Origin of the sequence: Rhizobium sp. T1470, from assembly GCF_042140505.1 — a bacterium.
GTDB lineage: Bacteria > Pseudomonadota > Alphaproteobacteria > Rhizobiales > Rhizobiaceae > Rhizobium > Rhizobium favelukesii.
Window position 1 is genome coordinate 278098 of record NZ_CP148094.1, and the last position, 16834, is coordinate 294931.

Genomic DNA, 16834 nt, shown 5'->3' on the forward strand with positions numbered 1-16834 from the left:
AAAAACAGACGACCTTTCAACATGATGATCGCCAACGCGGGAGATGGAAATGGCTAGAAAGAATCTCTTGGCACACATCACGGCGACGATCGGTGACGATGCCGAGCGCGGCGCAAATTCTGACACCGAAGCTCGTGCTTCCTATACGAGACGAGGTGCGTCCCGCTCGATGATCCAATCGCTGGATGAACTTGCCGAAACGTCGATGCGCATTCTCGACGGAGATACCATTATTGCGCTTGATCCTGTTGAACTTGACGGGTCGTTTGTCGCCGACCGAATTGGTGACGACGACCAGGCCTATTCCAGTTTGAAAGAGGCGATTCGCCAGTCTGGTCAGTCGACACCGATTCTCGTGCGTCCCCATCCGAGCGATGACGGGCGCTATATGATCGTCTTTGGTCATCGACGAGCACGAGTTGCACGTGAGCTGGGTGTCAAGGTCAGGGCAGTGGTCAAGCCGCTCGCTGATATTGAACATATAATCGCCCAGGGGCAGGAAAACACCGCAAGAGCCGATCTGACCTTTATCGAAAAGGCGATCTTTGCAGGCAAGCTGCTTCGCAGCGGCCTGTCGAAGGATGTTCTTAAGTCGGCTTTGACAGCCGACGATAGCCTCCTATCTCGCATGCTGTCGGTCGCGGATGTTGTTCCGGACGTGGTTCTTGATGCGCTTGGATCTGCCAAAGGCGTCGGCCGAGATCGCTGGGAAGAACTGAAGAAGCTCGTATTAAATCCGGCGGCCGCGGCGCGCGCTAGGGAACTGGTACAGGAAGAGATGTTTCTCTCCCAGACGACCGACGAGACCCGATTCCAGCACCTGGTTGTAGCCCTCAAGGCTGCGCAGAAGGCGGGCAAGCGCGCAAAGCAGAAATCAGCGCCAGCCGCATGGATGCCGGCTGATCAGTCGGTCAGTGTGGTCGCACGGCAAAAGCCAAACAGCCTTGTGATGGAATTCGGGAATCCCAAGGGCAAGTCCTTTGGGAAATGGCTCTCCGGCAACATGGATAGCCTCTTCGAGCAGTACTCGAAAGCGAACGGGGAACAGGAAACAGGAGACTAATCCGCAAAAGAAAAAGGCCCCCTTAACGTTGCCGTCGTGGAAGCCTTCCTCTCGTGTGGTAGCTTGAGAATCGCATTTCCCCGAATCCCAGTCAAGAGTCTTTGGCACCGTTTTTGGTGAGCGGATTTCTTTTGCCTCTTGGAAGGTAAAGGAAGATGCAAGGTGGACATGTAACGACGCCCTTTGGGCGGCGGCCGATGACGCTTGCCCTGGTGAAACGACAGGTCGCTGTAACAGGAATGACGCCAGGCAAGTCGGTCGACAAATGGAGCGTCCTTAGAGACGTTTCGGAGGCCAGGGGAGTGCTGGGATTGCAGGACCGCAGCCTGGCGGTTCTCGATGCGCTGTTGAGCTTTTATCCGGGTAATGAATTGCGCCAGGACGCGCAGCTTATCGTCTTCCCATCCAATGCGCAGCTGACGCTGAGGGCCCACGGCATTGCGGGGGCGACGCTTCGCCGTCATCTGGCACTCCTTGTCGAGGCGGGAGTGATCATTCGCAAGGATAGCGCCAATGGCAAGCGCTATGCCCGCAAGGGTGGGGCAGGGGAGATCGAAAACGCATTCGGCTTCGATATTTCGCCTATGCTCATGCGCGCCGAAGAACTTGCCGGCATGGCGCAACAGGTTGCAGCCGATCGCGTTGCGTTCCGCAGGGCAAGGGAGAATCTCACGATTTGCCGGCGTGACGTCCGCAAGTTGATTACCGCGGCTCTTGAGGAAGGCGCATTCGGAGACTGGGAGATGATTGAAGAGGTTTATCTTGGTCTCGTCAGCCGCATTCCGCGCTTACCAACACTTGCCGAAGTTGCTGCCATCCTGGACGAGATGGACCTCCTTCGCGATGAGATCGTCAATACGTTGGAAATGCAGCAGAAAACTCAAGATATTGGCACCAATGATGCTCATGATGAGCGCCACATACAGAATTCAAACACCGAATTCATCAATGAACTTGAACCTCGCTCTGAATACGAGCAGAGCGAGAGGCTGAGTGAAAGTCGCCCTCCAAAGAGCGAACCGAACCAGACGGTCCCGTTGGGACTCGTGCTGAAGGCCTGCCCGGATATCTGTGCCTATGGGCCGGGCGGTGCGATCAACAGCTGGCGGGATTTGATGAGCGCGGCCGTCCTCGTCCGTTCGATGCTTGGCGTCAGTCCGTCGGCCTATCAGGACGCGTGTGAGGCCATGGGGCAGGAGGATGCTGCAGTCGCAATTGCCTGCATTCTGGAGCGAGGCGACCAAATCAACTCGGCTGGTGGATATCTGCGGGATCTGACACGCCGAACCGAGAGGGGAGAATTCTCGCCCGGTCCGATGCTGAGGGCGCAACTGCGCTCAAATGGCAAAATGGAGCAGGTTTCCGGTGTGCGCCCGAAGAGCCGCGACGCAGAGGTCCGGACTCAAAAGCGAGCGGATCCCGTTCAGACGCGGTTGCATGTTCAGGGCTTCGTCATCGAAAATTTCACCTCCGCCGCCCCTCCTAAAAGAGAAGCGGAAAGAGATTTGGCGAGCAGATGAACTAGAATTGCCCTTCACGGGCAGACAGACGCTCTATCGTCCAGACAGGTCCCGCAGGATTGAAAAATTGGCGCAGCTTGCCTCGATATTGCCGATACGGATCGCATGCTCGGACCGGGGCGTCAGAAGCGACAGATGTACGTTTTTGGCGCCCTTTGCCCTGACCAGCAGTTCCTGGCGAGCAAAGATAAGGCCCGCTCGGTCCGAAAGCTCATAGGCAACGGTTTCGCTGTATCCGTCATCCGCAATGGTGATTGTCGCCAAACCAGACTGCATTTGTGAGTGTTCCTCAGTTTTTCCACAGATTGTTAGAAAACTGCGGGCAGGGTCAATGACACCGACCGGTTTTCGTCGCAATATCGAAATTACAGCAACTGCTGGCACGCACGCGAGGCGAGGGCTACTCGTCGACTTCCGGCACGAGGACGTCGAAAACCTCCAGAAGGGCCGCAGTGATGGCTGCACCGAGCGCATTTCCGCTCTCAGCAATTGCCTTCTCGTCCATGTCGCGGGACGCGATCGCCAGATTGCCTCCTTGCTCGCCGACGATTGCTCGGGCTCGTTCGATCGCCCACTGGGCGAAATCACCCCGGTTCTCGATGGTGACCGTCTCAGTTTCCATGTCACTTTCCCCTTTCAGGATTTGTTCAGGACTGCCAGGCAGAGTGCGATAGCGCGTTGAGTTGCGCGTACGCGCTACCTTATCCAACCCGAGCAATCAACAGCGCAGCCGACCTGCTGAACCCTCGACCCGACACTGAGGTTGCTTTCTGCATCCACCAAATACGACGGCCGGCGAGGTGACACTGGAGCGGCGCCGAACTCCGGAAGCAAAGGCGGTCAGTGGGATGGCGCTGTCGCGAATACAAACGATGCTATAGCCGCCCCTGGTTGCAAGTGCCCGTCAGGACGTTAAAGAAGCCGTTTGGCTGGTCCGAATGGTGCCCCGGTGTTAGGTTCGTGTCCGTTCCGAATACGAGGAAGCGATATGCCATCTGAAACTCGGTCACCGCGCTTGGCGGTCCTGATCGACGCCGACAACACTTCGGCCAAAATCTCCGACGGGCTGTTTGAAGAGGTCGCCAAGATCGGCGAGGCGAGCGTCCGCCGGATCTATGGCGATTTCTCCGGCACGCGCTCGAAGGGGTGGGCGGATGTGCTGGCAAAGCATGCCATCATTCCACAGCAACAGTTTGCCTATACGACGGGAAAGAATGCCTCTGACATCACTTTGGTGATTGATGCAATGGATTTGCTACACAGTGGCCGCTTCGACGGCTTCTGCCTCGTTTCGTCGGACAGTGATTTCACGCGACTTGCCGCCCGGATTCGCGAGCAGGGCGTCGATGTGTTCGGCTTCGGCGAGCAGAAGACGCCGGAGAGTTTTCGCCAAGCCTGCCGGCGGTTCGTCTATACCGAAAACCTACTTCCCGGAGCCATCAAGGACGAGCAGAGCACTGCGTCTGCCGATAAACCCCTGCAGCCGGCCAGCGCCGCCGTGCCCTTGATCAAAAAGGTGCTGTCACAAGAGGACACCGAAGATGGCTGGGTCAATCTGGGCACCGTCGGCAAGCAACTGTTGAACCTGGCGCCGGACTTCGACCCACGCACCTTTGGCTTCCGAAAACTCAGCGATCTTATCCGTAAGACAAATCAGTTCGAGGTTCGCCAAGCCGAGGGCCGTCCCATCAGCATCCGTGTGAAACAACGAGGCAGAAAGTAGCGGCCACCAGCGCGGCGATTGGCATGAGCGGGAAATTCAGAGCAACCGCGACAGTTCGTATGGCTTTTCGTTGCGGTCGGAAGCGTCTATCGGTACTAACGCAGTCGAGCCCAGAGGTTCGGCAAGTCGATGATCAAAGGAAGATGTTATGGCGACCGGTACAGTAAAATGGTTCAATGCGACGAAGGGTTTCGGCTTCATTCAGCCGGACGACGGCAGTGCCGATGTCTTCGTTCATATTTCGGCGGTGGAGCGGGCTGGAATGCGCGGTCTTAACGACGGCCAGAAGATTACCTATGAGCTGGTGAAGGATCGCAAGTCCGGCAAGATGTCGGCCGACAACCTGCAGGCCTAAGGCTGTTTAAGACAATCCACCAGGAGGCCGGGTTCGCCCGGCCTTTTTCGTTTGCGGCGCGAGGGATCCAACATCGATGCAATCGCGAGACTTGAATTTGCTGCAGCGCAACATTATCTTCCGAGTACCGAAGCGATTCACCTCCTCCCGAGCCGCTTCGGTCCGACGGACAGCACTCCTCCTCCCAAGCTGTCAGTCACTATCGAGGCCCGGCGCACCTCCTCCCGCGCCGGGCTTTTTCGTTGAGCAAGCGGACGATCGCCGCAGGGCAGGGCGCCTCGCGATTTTGCCATTGTTGTCGATCACTGCCTCGCTTGAACAATGCAGCGAGGGATCATGGACATCGGCGCCAACGACCGCGAACTCATCGCGGTGATGAGACGGTACTTTGCGGCGAAGGCCGAGCTACAAGCGCTGAAGGCGCAGTTGGAAGCAGCGCGACAGGCGGGAGGGCCGGGCGATCGACGCCTTCTATGACCCGCGCAGCAACTTGAACCACGCCCGCGACCTGCAACGATCCTATCGCTTGAAAGGCGGAAAGGCGAGATGGTGTCGCTGATGCAGCGCGCCGAGGCCTGGGGCAGGATAGAGCTTGCCGCCGATCGCGCGGAGACGCGAACCGGCTTGGACGAACCGTCCGATGGATCAGTCGATGCGCCACTCGGCGCCTAGTCGCACTCAGACGATCAGTCGCGCCGCACGCCCGTTCTTGCGTTCGACGTTGTTGTAGTAACTGGCCGCCTGCGTCACTGACTTGTGCAGCGACTGCTGCATCGCTTCGAGGAGCGGAATGCCACGGTTGGCGGCCTCGGTCAGATAGCCGGAGCGCAGGCCATGCGCCGAGAATGCCGCTGGATCGTTTGACGCGGGCCTTCAGGATGAGGTTGACCGATTGCGGCGTCAGCGCCCGCCGGTCGATATTGCCCCACTGATCGATGCGTCGGAATGCCGGTCCGGTGTCGATTTTGGCTTCAGCAAGCCAGTGCTTCAAGGCAGTCACCGGCCGGCCGATCAACACGACGTGTCCGTCGTCATCGGCCGTCGTCGTCTTGGTGCGGCCCAGATGGATCGTCAGGCAGGGCAGGGGAGGGGAGCTCTTGTCGGCCGGATCGGTGCGTACCGGCTCCTCGTCGACCAGATCCTCGACCCGCAATGCCGCCACCTCCGAACGCCGGCGGCCGCCGGAAGCGAAGGCGACGAGCAGCAATGCCCGATCACGCAGATCGACTAGCCGATCGCCGGCGCAGGCGGACAATAGCTTTGCCAGGACATCCCCTGTCACCGCCCTTTTGCTCTTGCGCTGCCGCGGCCGTTTGCTCGCATTCACCGCCAGCCTTAGCGAGGTTTTCACGGATAGGGCGGCAAAGGCGCCGGACAGGCCGCGCCAGCGTGTCAAGATCGACCAGGAGGTCAGGCGCCGACGCACCGTGTCCGGCGCGTGCGGACGATCGGCTCGCAGCAGCCGTTCCGCCCGCAATCCCGTTTCCACGGCCGCCGGCATGCCGTGGCTCGGATCCTCGGCGCGTTTGCCGGGTCCCAGAGATGATGCGCGACGAATTTTATCAGCAAGCTTTCAGGCGCGGGCCAGGGCAGGGGGGGCGCCGGTGGCAAGTCCGCACCAGGCCTCGAGATAGCCAAGGTCGGAGGCGAGCGCCCGCAAGGTGTTGTCGCCCATGCCCTGCTGCGCCAGATATTTGAGTGTCGCGACGTCCTCGTCGGTCAAAAGTGCCGCCAGCTGATCGCGGCGACCGAAGGGCAGGATGGCGTCGAGCGCATCAAGCTCTTCGGCGCGTCGGATTTGGATGGTTTTCTGCTCAGAGGTCTTGGCCATGGATCGCTACTCAGTCATCATGGGCGACAAATAACTTGTCAAGAATCCGGAAATCCCGTAATTTACGGAAAATTGGAGATGCGTTATGACGTCGACTGTGACCGCCGCTGCAGTGTCGAAGAATTTTGGAGCCTATCAGGATGCGGCCGTGCGCGAGCCGGTGATCATCACCAAGAACGGTCGACCGCGCACCGTTTTGATCGCCTATGAGGACTATCTCCGCCTGGCAAAGCGTGATCGTCGGGTCGAGCTGACGACGGCGCTCGGTGACGATGAGCTTGCCGCGATCGAGGCGTCTGAGATGGAACCGGGTCTCGATCATCTCAATGCCGAACTGCTGACGGACAAGCATGCTGCCGACTGAACCGAAAGTCGGCTGGGTCTTCAGCTATTCTTATCTTTGGCATTGGCAGCATCTCGAAGGTCGGGAGGAGGGCGACAAGGATCGCCCGGCTCTCGTTCTGGCAATTGTTGCCACCCTCGACGATGGAACGCCAGTTGTTCGGGTTCTGCCCATTACGCATTCGCCTCCGTCCGATCCGCGAGACGCTGTTGAAATCCCGTCAGCCACCAAGCTGCGCCTCGGCCTCGATGACGAACGCTCCTGGATTGTACTGACGGAGAGCAACCGATTTATCTGGCCCGGACCCGACGTCAGGCCGATCGACGGTGAAACCGGCTATTACGGGGCGTTGCCACCGGCCCTGTTTGGAGAGGTCAAGCGCCGGTTTGTCGAACTGGCGCGGGCTGGGCATCATCGCGCAACGGCCCGCAGCGAATAGCTGCCGTTTCCTCGTCGGCAAGAACGTCCGATTCCCCATCGTGCGTTTCGTTTCAGATGCCAATTTGTGATCGCCGCGACCGTGATTTGCCCCGACTTTACCCTCTCTGCGAGTCAGAATCTATCACTATCGATACGCGATACTTATCGGCAGCGAGGCGTCGCAGCCGTTTTTGTGTCCAATGGCAGAAGCTATCGGCGATATCGCTTCTGGTTAATGGCACGTTTACCATGATTTCAATGTTTTGAGATCTCGCAACATTGCCCGTCCAGAGGTAACCGGGGGTCCAGAGTAACCGGGGCAGATCTGGAGGCAGTGCTGTTGTGGCTTTTACCTCCCGATTTCAATTGAAGCTCTAAGCTGAAATTTCGTCCCTCGTTTTCGACCTAACGGCTTCACGCAGGGCAGGGGGAGGGCAAGCAGTCTCCTTTGTAAGTGCAGGAGACTCCCACATTTGCGCCCGATTTGGGATCGAGTTATATACGGCGACGACAGGCTCGTGAGCGGCAGGACGGGAATGGCGGTGGACTTCAGCGAGCTTCTGGATGCGTTCGAATTCGTGAGCTCCGTCGGAAGCGGCGAAAACACGGCTTATCTGTGCAAGGAGACGGGCAAGATCTACTGGCATTCGGACTGGGCGGACGATGTCGAAGAACTGCCTGACGTGGAGGACAGCGAGAAATACATCCCCATTCCGGAGAAGAGAGAACTCGATCTCGGCAAACCGCTGGTGCTGAAGTTCGCGCGCCACCACCTGCCCGACGATTGCGATAAGGTTCGGGAGATCTTCAGCCGGGCCGGTGCCTATGCCCGCTTCAAGGATCTGTTGGAGCACAGGCACGCCATCGATCGGTGGTACGCCTTCGAGCAAAAGGCCACGGAAGACGCTTTGAGGATCTGGTGCGAGGATAACGACATCGAAGTCAGCGGTTGAAGTTGAAAGTGTCTGGCGTCAGGATCGTTCCGATGACTGGCTCCCAGGGAACAGTAGCCTGAGCTGTTTCCCGCACAGCTTTCCGCAGTCACGTGGCCCGAGCGTCGTCCGAAAAAAGCGACACCAGTTGAAATTCGCTGGAGCACCACCGTCCAGAAATTCAGGCCCGGGACATCATGTGGCGCTTGGCGTCTATTGCAAAGCGCTCCTTGATTCTGTCGACGGGCGTCCCATCGTGAAGTGCAACCTGGACCAGCCTGTCATAGGTCTCAAAGCCCATCCTCGCGTAGTAGGAGACCGCTGACGTTGTCGGCACGAATTGTCGCGTTGATGAATTCGAGCCCGAGCTCTTCCGCTGCGCCCCGGGTTGCGGGAAAGAGGGCGCTGCCTGCGTGGCGGGCTGTCCCTCAAAAGATTGCGACATCAACCGGCGGGTTAGGAGGCGTCGCGCGACGGATATTTGACGAAGTTCACGGGCAGACTTTGCACTCGCCCCACCAAAGGCCGCCGGGGCAAGCGTTCGCGCCAAAACGGCGCCATGTTCCCTGCGTCGATGCTTCCATTTTCATGAGATGTCCTTTCGCTAACCATCTCCTGAAGTACGCCCAAAACGCCTGCCTCATCGAGTGGAACAGGATGTCGTCGACGTCAGACCGGCAGACCGAGCTGCTTTCGCAGGCTCTTGTCGAATGCCAATGCGGGGACGAAACGGCGCAGAAAACTGACCTGGCGTGCCATTTTCCCGGCCGCATAGCGCCTCTTCGGAGCGGCATCGGTCGCAGCCGCCAAAACGGTCTTGGCCACCACGTCGGGGGCGTCGCCTTTTTCCATCGCTTTCCCCACGATTACATTCATGCCAGCGCGCGCAGAGTCATAGATATCAAGCAACTGATCCGGCTTGGCGAGATTGTCTTCGAATGACGTCCGGGTATAGGCGGGCTCCACCAACGAAACGCGAATGCCGAAGGCGCGCAATTCGTGATCGAGCGACTCGGAATAACCCTCGATGGCATGTTTGGTCGACGAGTAGAGCGCGAAATAAGGTGCGGGGATGAACCCCTGTACCGAGCTCAAATTAACGATCCTGCCCTTCCCTTGGCGTCGCATTGCCGGCAACACCGCGTTGGTCACGCGGAAAACGCCGAAGACGTTCACATCGAATAGCGACTTAGCCTGGGTCATTGAGGACTCCTCCGCGCCACCAAGCAGGCCCATGCCAGCATTATTGACAAGAAGATCGATGCGCCCGGCCTCTGCCAGTACGTCATCAACCAGTTTCGCCACAGAGGTATCGTCGGTCACGTCGCAAGTCAGCATGAAAACGCCGTCGCTCCTCTGGGCAGAGAGACGGCGACTGGTTCCGAAAACGCGAAAGCCCGCGTTCTGCAGGGCGGCGGCGGTTGCATACCCGATGCCGGTGGATGCCCCAGTCACCAGGGCGACGCCGAGATTGGTCTTGTTCATGGAAATCACTTCTTTCTGTGTGCTGAACCGCGTTTTTGAAAATGTCGGGCGGGCTGTCTGCGACTTAGGTGCCCTGTCACCTTTTTAGATTGCGATAGAAATCTATGCGCGATATAGAGCTCGAACGCAATCTAAAAAGGAGATGTGATCCGCAAATCTTAGGCGCATCGCTCCGGCGGCGCTGCATGGTGGTCTACTACGCCTCGATCGACGCGATCTGCTGGAGGTCACCGTCAACTGCACGCCGCCGCAGGTCGTCACGGGCTTCGCCGAGGGCGTCCCGTGGCACTATCATGCCAGGCTATCGGGACTCGGTATACGCGTTGTCAAGCTCCGGCCAGGAGGTGACGGTCTCGATCGCCGTACGCCGCCGGTATGAGCGCCTCGGTGATGTCCTGCCCACTCTCGAACTTACCGTCGTGATCTGTTCATCCCGAGGTGGGTAAAGTATTTGCGCTTGAGGACTTTTTACGGTTCACAGGCGGCGGGCCGCGGTCTTGCCGTCCAGGCGGCAGTTGGCCACGAAGAGGCGGTCGCCGAACAGATTGCAAGCTGCATGTGCATATTATCGATCGGAGGAAGCCTTGCATTTCAGCATTATTCGAGCGAAATAGACCCGAAATCGTCAGCACTCTCTTTGTTGTTTAATCGACCGCATCTATTTCTTCGCCGGTCAGTTCCGTTTCGACAGCGGGATCGAAACCGAACTTCATTCTGAAACATCTCACGCGCTTCTTTGATGTTCGAGAAGCCGATCATACTGACAAACCTCAACACCGTCGAGCTTGAGACCCCGGCACGTTTTGCAATGTTATTGGCAGAGCTAAAGGCAAGCACGTCGGGGCAATCCAAGCACAATCTTGCAACTTCCTCGACCCGAGCGGGGAAGAGCAGCTCTCGTTTAGCGATCTGGTCTTTGAGGCTCCGGAAAGTGGAATCCGGAGCCATGGCCGTTTCGAGCGCAGGCATGGCTCCCCACCAGCCTTCAGAATATGTCGGCAAGGCGAACGGTTTGTCCGGTTGCCAGGGAGCGTGTCGCCGCCTCCGCGACAGCGAGCGCTTTGACGCCGTCATCAAGCGAAACTGGCAGCGCTGATCCGGACGTAATGGCTTCGACGAATGCGTTCCATTCGATGGAATATGCTCGCATGTAGCGTTCGAGGAAGAAGAATTCCGGCTTGGCGCCTGTCACTCCATCCTTGGTGGCCTTGGTCAAGGTATTCTCCAGGATGTTGCCGGCTGCCAGCAGCCCCTCCGAGCCCAACAACTCAATACGCTGATCGTAGCCGTAGACGGCTCGCCGGCTGTTCTTGATGACGGCGATGCGGCCATCGGCGAACTTGAGCGTGACGGCGGCGGTATCGACGTCACCGGCGGCGCCGATATCAGCATCGACGATCGAACTTCCGATGGCCGTGACAGTCTCAGGCGCTCCACCGAAGATCCAGCATGCCATGTCGAAGTCGTGGATCATCATGTCCCGGAACAACCCGCCAGAGACCCTTATGTAGGACACCGGAGGCGGTGCAGGATCGAAGGAGGTGATCGACAGCAGTTCCGTCTTGCCGATCTCGCCCCGGTCGGCGGCAGTCTTGAGAGCCGCGAAGTTTGGATCGAAGCGGCGGTTGAAACCGATCATCACGGGTTTGCCCGTTGCAGCAGCTGCGATCTGGCATGCGCGTGCCCGTTCGAGGCTGAGATCGACAGGCTTCTCGCACAGCACTGCCTTGCCGGCCTTCGTCGCTGCCTCTATCAGGTCCGAATGGGTGTCCGTCGATGTCGCTATAAGCACGGCGTCGATGGCGGGATCGTTGATGATGTCGAGGCTGGAACGGGCCTCGGCTCCGTATTGGGCCGCGAGCTTTGCGGCGGCGTCCGTGTTGACATCCGCGACCGCGACCAGCGCGCTTCCGGGATTGGACGTCATCGCTTTGGCGTGGACGTTACCAATCCGCCCTGCACCGAGAAGACCAACTTTCAGCATTTGCATTCCTTTTGACATGTCGTCGCACGTGCCTGACGAACGGGCGCGCAGAGAGGGATCGTTAGAGGGTGAACGCCTGGCGGAAACGGCTCAGCGCCAGCTCGTCGTCTTCGGATGGCCAGGCTTCTAAACCGATGACGCCGGCGTAGCCCATGGCATCGAGAGCACGGGCGATGGCAGGATAATTGATCTCCCCGGTGCCGGGTTCCTTGCGGCCGGGCACATCCGCCACCTGGATTTCACCGATGAACGGAAGCGCCTGACGGCAAAGCTCGATGAGATTCCCTTCCCCGATCTGTGCGTGATAGAGATCGAGGTTGAGCTTCAGCGATGGCCGGTCGATGGCTGAAACCAGTGCGATCGTGTCGGCCGCCTTGGCGAAGGGCGTCTTCGGATGATCGACCGCTTCGTTCAGGTTTTCGAGAACGAAAGTCACTCCCTCTTCTTCGCCAAGATCCGCGATGCGGTTGAGCGTATCTCTCGCCTTTAGCCACATGGCGCCAGTGACGCCTTCCGACTTGACCACCGGCAGCCCCTGTCCGTCGAGGCCTGTCCCGTGCAGATTGAGCCTGGGGCAACCGAGTTCCTTTGCAACAGGGATAGACAGGCGCGCCGTCCTGATCAGCTCATCGGCGCCCTCATCGTCCGCGAGCGTGCCGGTGATGTACCCCGTCATCGACGAGAACGTCGCGCCGGACCGGGCAAGCGCAGGAATGTCATGCTTGGTCCAGTCCCAGATCTCGGCGACAAACCCAAGCTCTGCAATCCGCTTCAGTCGCTCCGTGACCGGCAGGGAGCGGAAAACCATTTCCGCGCAGACTGCCAGCGTGAAAGGCCCTGGATGTGCGTGTTCTTCCGTCATCATTTCAGTCCTGTTCTATGAATTAGATGGTGCCGCCGAGCTCGTTGGAGAGCGCCTGCAACTCCTTGCCGCCGGCCATCATGTTTTGAAGCTCGTCGATGGAAATCTCGCTCTTGGCATAGGTGCCCAGCGTCTTGCCCCGATTTAGGATGGTGAAGCGATTGCCGACGGCGAAGGCGTGGCGCACATTGTGCGTGATGAAAATAACCCCAAGTCCCTTCTGCTGCACATGGTTGATGTATTTGAGAACCATGGACGTCTGTGCCACGCCCAGCGCAGATGTCGGCTCGTCGAGGATGAGAACCTTCGCCCCGAAATAGACTGCACGGGCGATCGCCACGCATTGCCGTTCGCCGCCCGACAGGGTTCCGACTGCCTGGTTCGGATCACGGACATCGATCCCGATCTTGTGCATCTCCTCCCGGGTCACGGCATCGCAATGCTTGAAGTCGATGTAGCGGAAGGGCGGGATCCCCTTGCGCGGCTCACGCCCCATGAAGAAGTTGCGCGTCACGGACATCAGCGGGATCATGGCCAGATCCTGGTAGACGGTTGCAATGCCGGCATCGAGCGCGTCACGCGGGCTGGAGAACGTGACAGGCTTTCCTTCGACGAGCAGTTCGCCACCGGACGGTTTGACCACGCCGGACAGCGTCTTGATCAGCGTCGACTTGCCGGCGCCATTGTCGCCGAGCAGGCAAAGGACTTCGCCCTGCAGCACCTTCATCGAGATTCCCGACAGCGCGATGACCGAGCCATAGTGCTTCACGATGTCCTTGGCCTCGATGATCGCGGCTGCGGAATTGGATTTCATGTCAGCCATGCTCAGCGCTCCCCTGTGACCTTGCGACGGATGAAGTTGTTGAAGAGGACGGCAAGCAGCAGCATCGAGCCGAGAAAGACTTGGAACCAGTCCGAGTCGAACTTGGTGTAGGTGAGGCCAATGGAGACGAGGCCGAAAATGATGGCTCCGAAGAACGCGCCGATGGCCGAACCATAACCGCCCGTCAGCAGACTTCCGCCGATGACAGCTGCAATGATGGCTTCGAACTCCTTCTGGAAACCGCGCCGGGCGTCAGTCGATCCGGCATCGAGCACCGTGATGATGGCGACGAGGGCGGCAGCACATGCGGTCAAGGCAAACAGACCGGTCTTGACGCGATCGACCGGTACGCCGGAGTTTCGGGCAGCATTGGCATCACCTCCGACGGCGAAAATCCAGTTCCCAACCCGGGTGCGCAACAGGACCCAGGTCGCGACGCCGGCAAGACCGATGAACCAGACCACGGAGACCGGCACGCCTGCGACCTTCGGCACGCCATTGTCGAATTTCTCGATCAGGTCGTTTTCGGCAAGCCAGGCAAAGAAGCCTTGGAAGGCCAGGCCTGAGAACAGGCTCGCAATGGGGGTGTCGCCAACGGCTTCGCTGATACCGCGAAGCTGCGTCGATCCGCCGGTGGCCCATTTCAGGCCGACAAGCGTCAATCCGCGCAGGATGAACAGAAAAGCCAGGGTGACGATGAACGAGGGAAGCCGCGTCCGTATGACGATCTGCCCGTTGACGGCGCCGAGCACGGCGGCAAAGAGCAAGGTGAAAAGAATCGCGATCCAGAGTGGCTGGCCAAAATTGACCAAGAGGCCACCGAAAATCAGACCTGCGAAGGCCACCATCGAGCCGATGGAGAGATCGAACTCGCCACCGATCATCAGCATGGACGCTGCGATGGCGAGGATGCCCAGCTGCGACGCCGGCGCCAGGATGGTCATCAGGCCCGACAAGGAGAACATCGACGCGTCGGCGGTGAAGAAGAAAAAGGTCACCACCATCAAGAGGCCCGCAACGGCGCCAAGTTCGGGACGTCGCATCAGACTTGTCAGAACACTGACCTTCTTCATGCGTTCGTCGGATTTAATCGGTGTGGCTGGAATTCTGCTAATTTCGGTCATGGTTCCTCCCGTGGGCGTCATACGCCACAGCCATGCAGGACAATGCGAAAGGGTGATCGGCAGCCCTCCTGTTGGCGGGGCTGCCGACGCGCGCTAGCGCGACTGGAGATGGATCAACGGATACCCTGTGCGGACAGCTCGACGACCTGAGCGGCCTTATCCTTGGTGATCAGGTTCGGACCCGAGGGTACGTTGCCACCCGGGATGAGGCCGTATTTCGCGTTGTTGGCCAGGAAGACTAACCCTGCAGGAACTGCTGCTGATCGATGGCAAACGCGGCTTCGCCCGCAGCGACTGCTTTCAGGAAATCGGCAGAAAGATCGAAGGTCGCCACACTGACCTTGCCTGTCTTGCCAACGTCCTTGACGGCTGCGAGAGCGGGCTCGCCGGCAGTGCTTGCACCCAACGCCATGATGGTGTCGACCGCATCGTTCGCGCTCAGAGCCGCTGTGACCTTGGCTTCGACTTCCGCCGGATCGTTGGACACGGGAAGGACAGTGACAGTGCCGCCAAACCCATCCGAGAAGCCCTTGCAGCGCAGGTCGAGCGAGACGTTGCCGACTTCCTGGTTGATGCAGATGCCGGTCTTGCCGCCCATCTCCTTCAGCTTCTCTCCGGCAGCTTTACCCGCACCGTACTCGTCCTGGCCGACATGCAGCAGAGCGCCGAGTTGCTTCGATACATCGGAGCCGGAGTTGATCGAGATCACCGGAATACCAGCAGCAACGGCTTTTTCGATCGACGGTCCGAGAGCCGAAGCATCCGGGATCGACACGATCAGACCATCGGGCTTCTGGTTGACCGCAGCGTCGATCAGCTGGCTCATGGCCACCATATCGAACGTTTCGGGCGCGCGATAATCAACCTGGACGCCGGCATCCATCGCACCGGCTGTCACACCATTCTTGACCACCGACCAGAAGGGGTCGTTCGCCTGGCCATGTGTCACAGCAATGATCTTGATGTCTTTTGCGGACGCCAGGCTTCCGGCACCCGCAACAGCTGCAACGATCGAAACACCGAGCGCAAGCTTCTTAATAAGCGATTTCATAAAAACTCCTCCCAAAGGGCGTCCCACACCTCGCGAGAACCACCAAAACGCCTCAGACGGCGCCGTCCTCCAACTTGCTACCGGGTGCATATTTTTTGCTACCGGTAGCAAACGTGCATAGCTATAAGATTCTTGCTAAAAGAAATCAACCATTCATTTCGCCATTCGGCAGAAATGGAATAAACGTTTCGAAAGGGAGAAGATCGACCATGAAGCGAGCGACGGCGCAAAATGTGGCGTTAGAGGCGGGCGTTTCAAAGTGGACGGTCATCCGCGCATTTACCCCCGGTGCATCGATCACGGAAGCAAGCAAAGCCAAAGTGCTGGAGGCGGCAGCACGACTCAATTATCGGCCAAACCTGTTGGCTAGGAGCCTTGCCACCAATTCTACACATCAGGTCGCGGTTCTCATCGACGACTTTGAAAACCCGCACAAGCTTCCGTTTCTTGAAAAGCTGACCGCCAGCCTGCAGGCTGAGGGGCTCGTGACGATGCTGATCAATATCAATCAGCACTACAGCCACGTGCATGCCATATTGAATGCCGAGCAGCGGCAGGTTGATGCGATCGTGCTATTTGGCACAGCGTTTCGCGACGAGATGTTGACGGACCATAAGCTGGGACGCGGCGGCCCTCCGATGTTTGTTCTCGCTCGGGATAGCCAGATCGAAGGTGTTCCCGCCATCTCCTGCGATGCGGCCGTGGCGATTGCCGCGATCGGCAAGCACCTATTAAATAGGGGGTATCGGAGGCCGGGATTTATGGCCGGAGCTCGCTCCCTGTCTACGGCGCTTGGCAGGCGCAGGAACTTTAAGGAGTTCTGGCGAACCACTCTCGGCGTCGAACTCGTGGAGATGTCTGCCGAGCGCTATAGCGCAGAAGCAGGTGCGCAGGCAGCCCGGGACTATCTGTCCCAAGTTGCGCCGGAAGACCGGATCGATGTCCTCATGTGTGAAAACGATGCCCTCGCGTTCGGAGCGATGGATGTTGCCCGCAGCGAGTTCGGCTTACGTGTTCCCAACGATCTCGCCATTGTGGGCTTCGATAACGCTGCCCCAGCGGCGTCACCAGCATACGGCCTGACAACCTATGAGCAGCCGACCGATCAGATGGTCAAAGCGGCAATAGACATGATTTTGGAAAGAGCACCGAGAGAGACAGTTAACCTCCAGGGCAAGCTTGTTGTGAGAGATTCAGCTTGATTGATCAAACAATAAGGCGCGGTCGATTTACTTACACTTGGTTGTGCTCGGAATCCTCGCGCTCGAAACATCCGACGCGGAAGAACGGTTGCGGCTGTGAGCATTCCGTAAGCGAG

17 protein-coding genes and 3 pseudogenes are annotated in these 16834 nt (G+C 58.7%); 10 read left to right on the top strand and 10 right to left on the bottom strand.

The window, feature by feature from the left end; genetic code table 11:
• Positions 1-49 precede the first annotated feature (49 nt).
• Positions 50-1063, top strand: a complete 1014-nt coding sequence (gene repB, locus WGT02_RS35660; RefSeq protein WP_024317804.1) for a plasmid partitioning protein RepB — start codon at positions 50-52, stop codon at positions 1061-1063.
• A 155-nt stretch (positions 1064-1218) separates the two neighbouring features.
• The gene (gene repC, locus WGT02_RS35665; protein ID WP_208245322.1) at positions 1219-2583 is read left to right on the top strand and encodes a plasmid replication protein RepC; all 1365 of its coding nucleotides are present in this window, start codon (positions 1219-1221) and stop codon (positions 2581-2583) included.
• A gap of 33 nt (positions 2584-2616) precedes the next feature.
• Here the strand turns inward: repC and WGT02_RS35670 are convergent, their stop codons facing one another.
• Together WGT02_RS35670 and WGT02_RS35675 are read right to left on the bottom strand one after the other, a co-directional pair.
• Positions 2617-2859, bottom strand: a complete 243-nt coding sequence (locus WGT02_RS35670; protein ID WP_024317806.1) for a hypothetical protein — start codon at positions 2857-2859, stop codon at positions 2617-2619.
• A 124-nt stretch (positions 2860-2983) separates the two neighbouring features.
• Positions 2984-3205: a hypothetical protein gene (locus WGT02_RS35675; protein ID WP_024317807.1), complete on the bottom strand. Its 222-nt coding sequence runs from the start codon at positions 3203-3205 to the stop codon at positions 2984-2986.
• Positions 3206-3571: 366 nt separating this feature from the next.
• On the opposite strand from WGT02_RS35675, the gene WGT02_RS35680 reads away from it, so the two are divergent.
• The 4 genes from WGT02_RS35680 (at position 3572) to WGT02_RS35695 (ending at position 5333) form a co-directional block, all read left to right on the top strand.
• Complete coding sequence (locus tag WGT02_RS35680; RefSeq protein WP_024317808.1) at positions 3572-4306, top strand: NYN domain-containing protein; 735 nt, start codon at positions 3572-3574, stop codon at positions 4304-4306.
• A 148-nt stretch (positions 4307-4454) separates the two neighbouring features.
• A complete protein-coding gene (locus tag WGT02_RS35685) occupies positions 4455-4661 on the top strand; it encodes a cold-shock protein (RefSeq protein WP_027511051.1) in 207 nt (68 codons plus the stop codon).
• A 336-nt stretch (positions 4662-4997) separates the two neighbouring features.
• Positions 4998-5138: a hypothetical protein gene (locus WGT02_RS35690; protein WP_374046211.1), complete on the top strand. Its 141-nt coding sequence runs from the start codon at positions 4998-5000 to the stop codon at positions 5136-5138.
• A gap of 69 nt (positions 5139-5207) precedes the next feature.
• Complete coding sequence (locus WGT02_RS35695; protein ID WP_374046212.1) at positions 5208-5333, top strand: hypothetical protein; 126 nt, start codon at positions 5208-5210, stop codon at positions 5331-5333.
• A 6-nt stretch (positions 5334-5339) separates the two neighbouring features.
• Here the strand turns inward: WGT02_RS35695 and WGT02_RS35700 are convergent.
• A pseudogene (locus WGT02_RS35700) lies at positions 5340-6492 on the bottom strand (site-specific integrase).
• Between the two features lie 85 nt (positions 6493-6577).
• Here WGT02_RS35700 and WGT02_RS35705 point away from each other — a divergent pair.
• The 3 genes from WGT02_RS35705 to WGT02_RS35715 all read left to right on the top strand — a co-directional run bounded on the left by WGT02_RS35705 (position 6578) and on the right by WGT02_RS35715 (position 8208).
• The gene (locus tag WGT02_RS35705) at positions 6578-6856 is read left to right on the top strand and encodes a type II toxin-antitoxin system Phd/YefM family antitoxin (RefSeq protein WP_024317813.1); all 279 of its coding nucleotides are present in this window, start codon (positions 6578-6580) and stop codon (positions 6854-6856) included.
• Entirely contained in the window at positions 6843-7274 is a 432-nt protein-coding gene (locus WGT02_RS35710; RefSeq protein WP_208245321.1) for a plasmid maintenance toxin (PemK-like), read from the top strand. The genes WGT02_RS35705 and WGT02_RS35710 overlap by 14 nt, the downstream gene beginning before the upstream one ends.
• A gap of 517 nt (positions 7275-7791) precedes the next feature.
• On the top strand, positions 7792-8208 hold the full coding sequence (locus tag WGT02_RS35715; RefSeq protein WP_208245649.1) for a UPF0158 family protein: 417 nt from the start codon (positions 7792-7794) through the stop codon (positions 8206-8208).
• Positions 8209-8368: 160 nt separating this feature from the next.
• Here the strand turns inward: WGT02_RS35715 and WGT02_RS35720 are convergent.
• The 7 genes and pseudogenes from WGT02_RS35720 to WGT02_RS35750 all read right to left on the bottom strand — a co-directional run.
• Positions 8369-8597 (bottom strand): annotated as a pseudogene (locus WGT02_RS35720) (GNAT family N-acetyltransferase); the annotation flags it as partial.
• A 259-nt stretch (positions 8598-8856) separates the two neighbouring features.
• On the bottom strand, positions 8857-9672 hold the full coding sequence (locus WGT02_RS35725; RefSeq protein WP_208245320.1) for an oxidoreductase: 816 nt from the start codon (positions 9670-9672) through the stop codon (positions 8857-8859).
• Between the two features lie 985 nt (positions 9673-10657).
• Positions 10658-11656: an inositol 2-dehydrogenase gene (gene iolG / locus WGT02_RS35730; protein ID WP_208245319.1), complete on the bottom strand. Its 999-nt coding sequence runs from the start codon at positions 11654-11656 to the stop codon at positions 10658-10660.
• 61 nt (positions 11657-11717) lie between these two features.
• The gene (locus tag WGT02_RS35735; RefSeq protein ID WP_176703624.1) at positions 11718-12521 is read right to left on the bottom strand and encodes a TIM barrel protein; all 804 of its coding nucleotides are present in this window, start codon (positions 12519-12521) and stop codon (positions 11718-11720) included.
• Positions 12522-12540: 19 nt separating this feature from the next.
• Positions 12541-13341, bottom strand: a complete 801-nt coding sequence (locus WGT02_RS35740) for an ATP-binding cassette domain-containing protein (protein WP_024317821.1) — start codon at positions 13339-13341, stop codon at positions 12541-12543.
• 2 nt (positions 13342-13343) lie between these two features.
• Positions 13344-14465: an ABC transporter permease gene (locus tag WGT02_RS35745; RefSeq protein ID WP_208245318.1), complete on the bottom strand. Its 1122-nt coding sequence runs from the start codon at positions 14463-14465 to the stop codon at positions 13344-13346.
• 113 nt (positions 14466-14578) lie between these two features.
• Positions 14579-15516, bottom strand: a pseudogene (locus WGT02_RS35750) (substrate-binding domain-containing protein).
• A 209-nt stretch (positions 15517-15725) separates the two neighbouring features.
• On the opposite strand from WGT02_RS35750, the gene WGT02_RS35755 reads away from it, so the two are divergent.
• Positions 15726-16718 carry a LacI family DNA-binding transcriptional regulator gene (locus WGT02_RS35755; protein WP_024317823.1) on the top strand — a complete coding sequence of 331 codons (993 nt, stop codon included), beginning with the start codon at positions 15726-15728 and terminating at the stop codon, positions 16716-16718.
• Positions 16719-16834 lie beyond the last annotated feature (116 nt).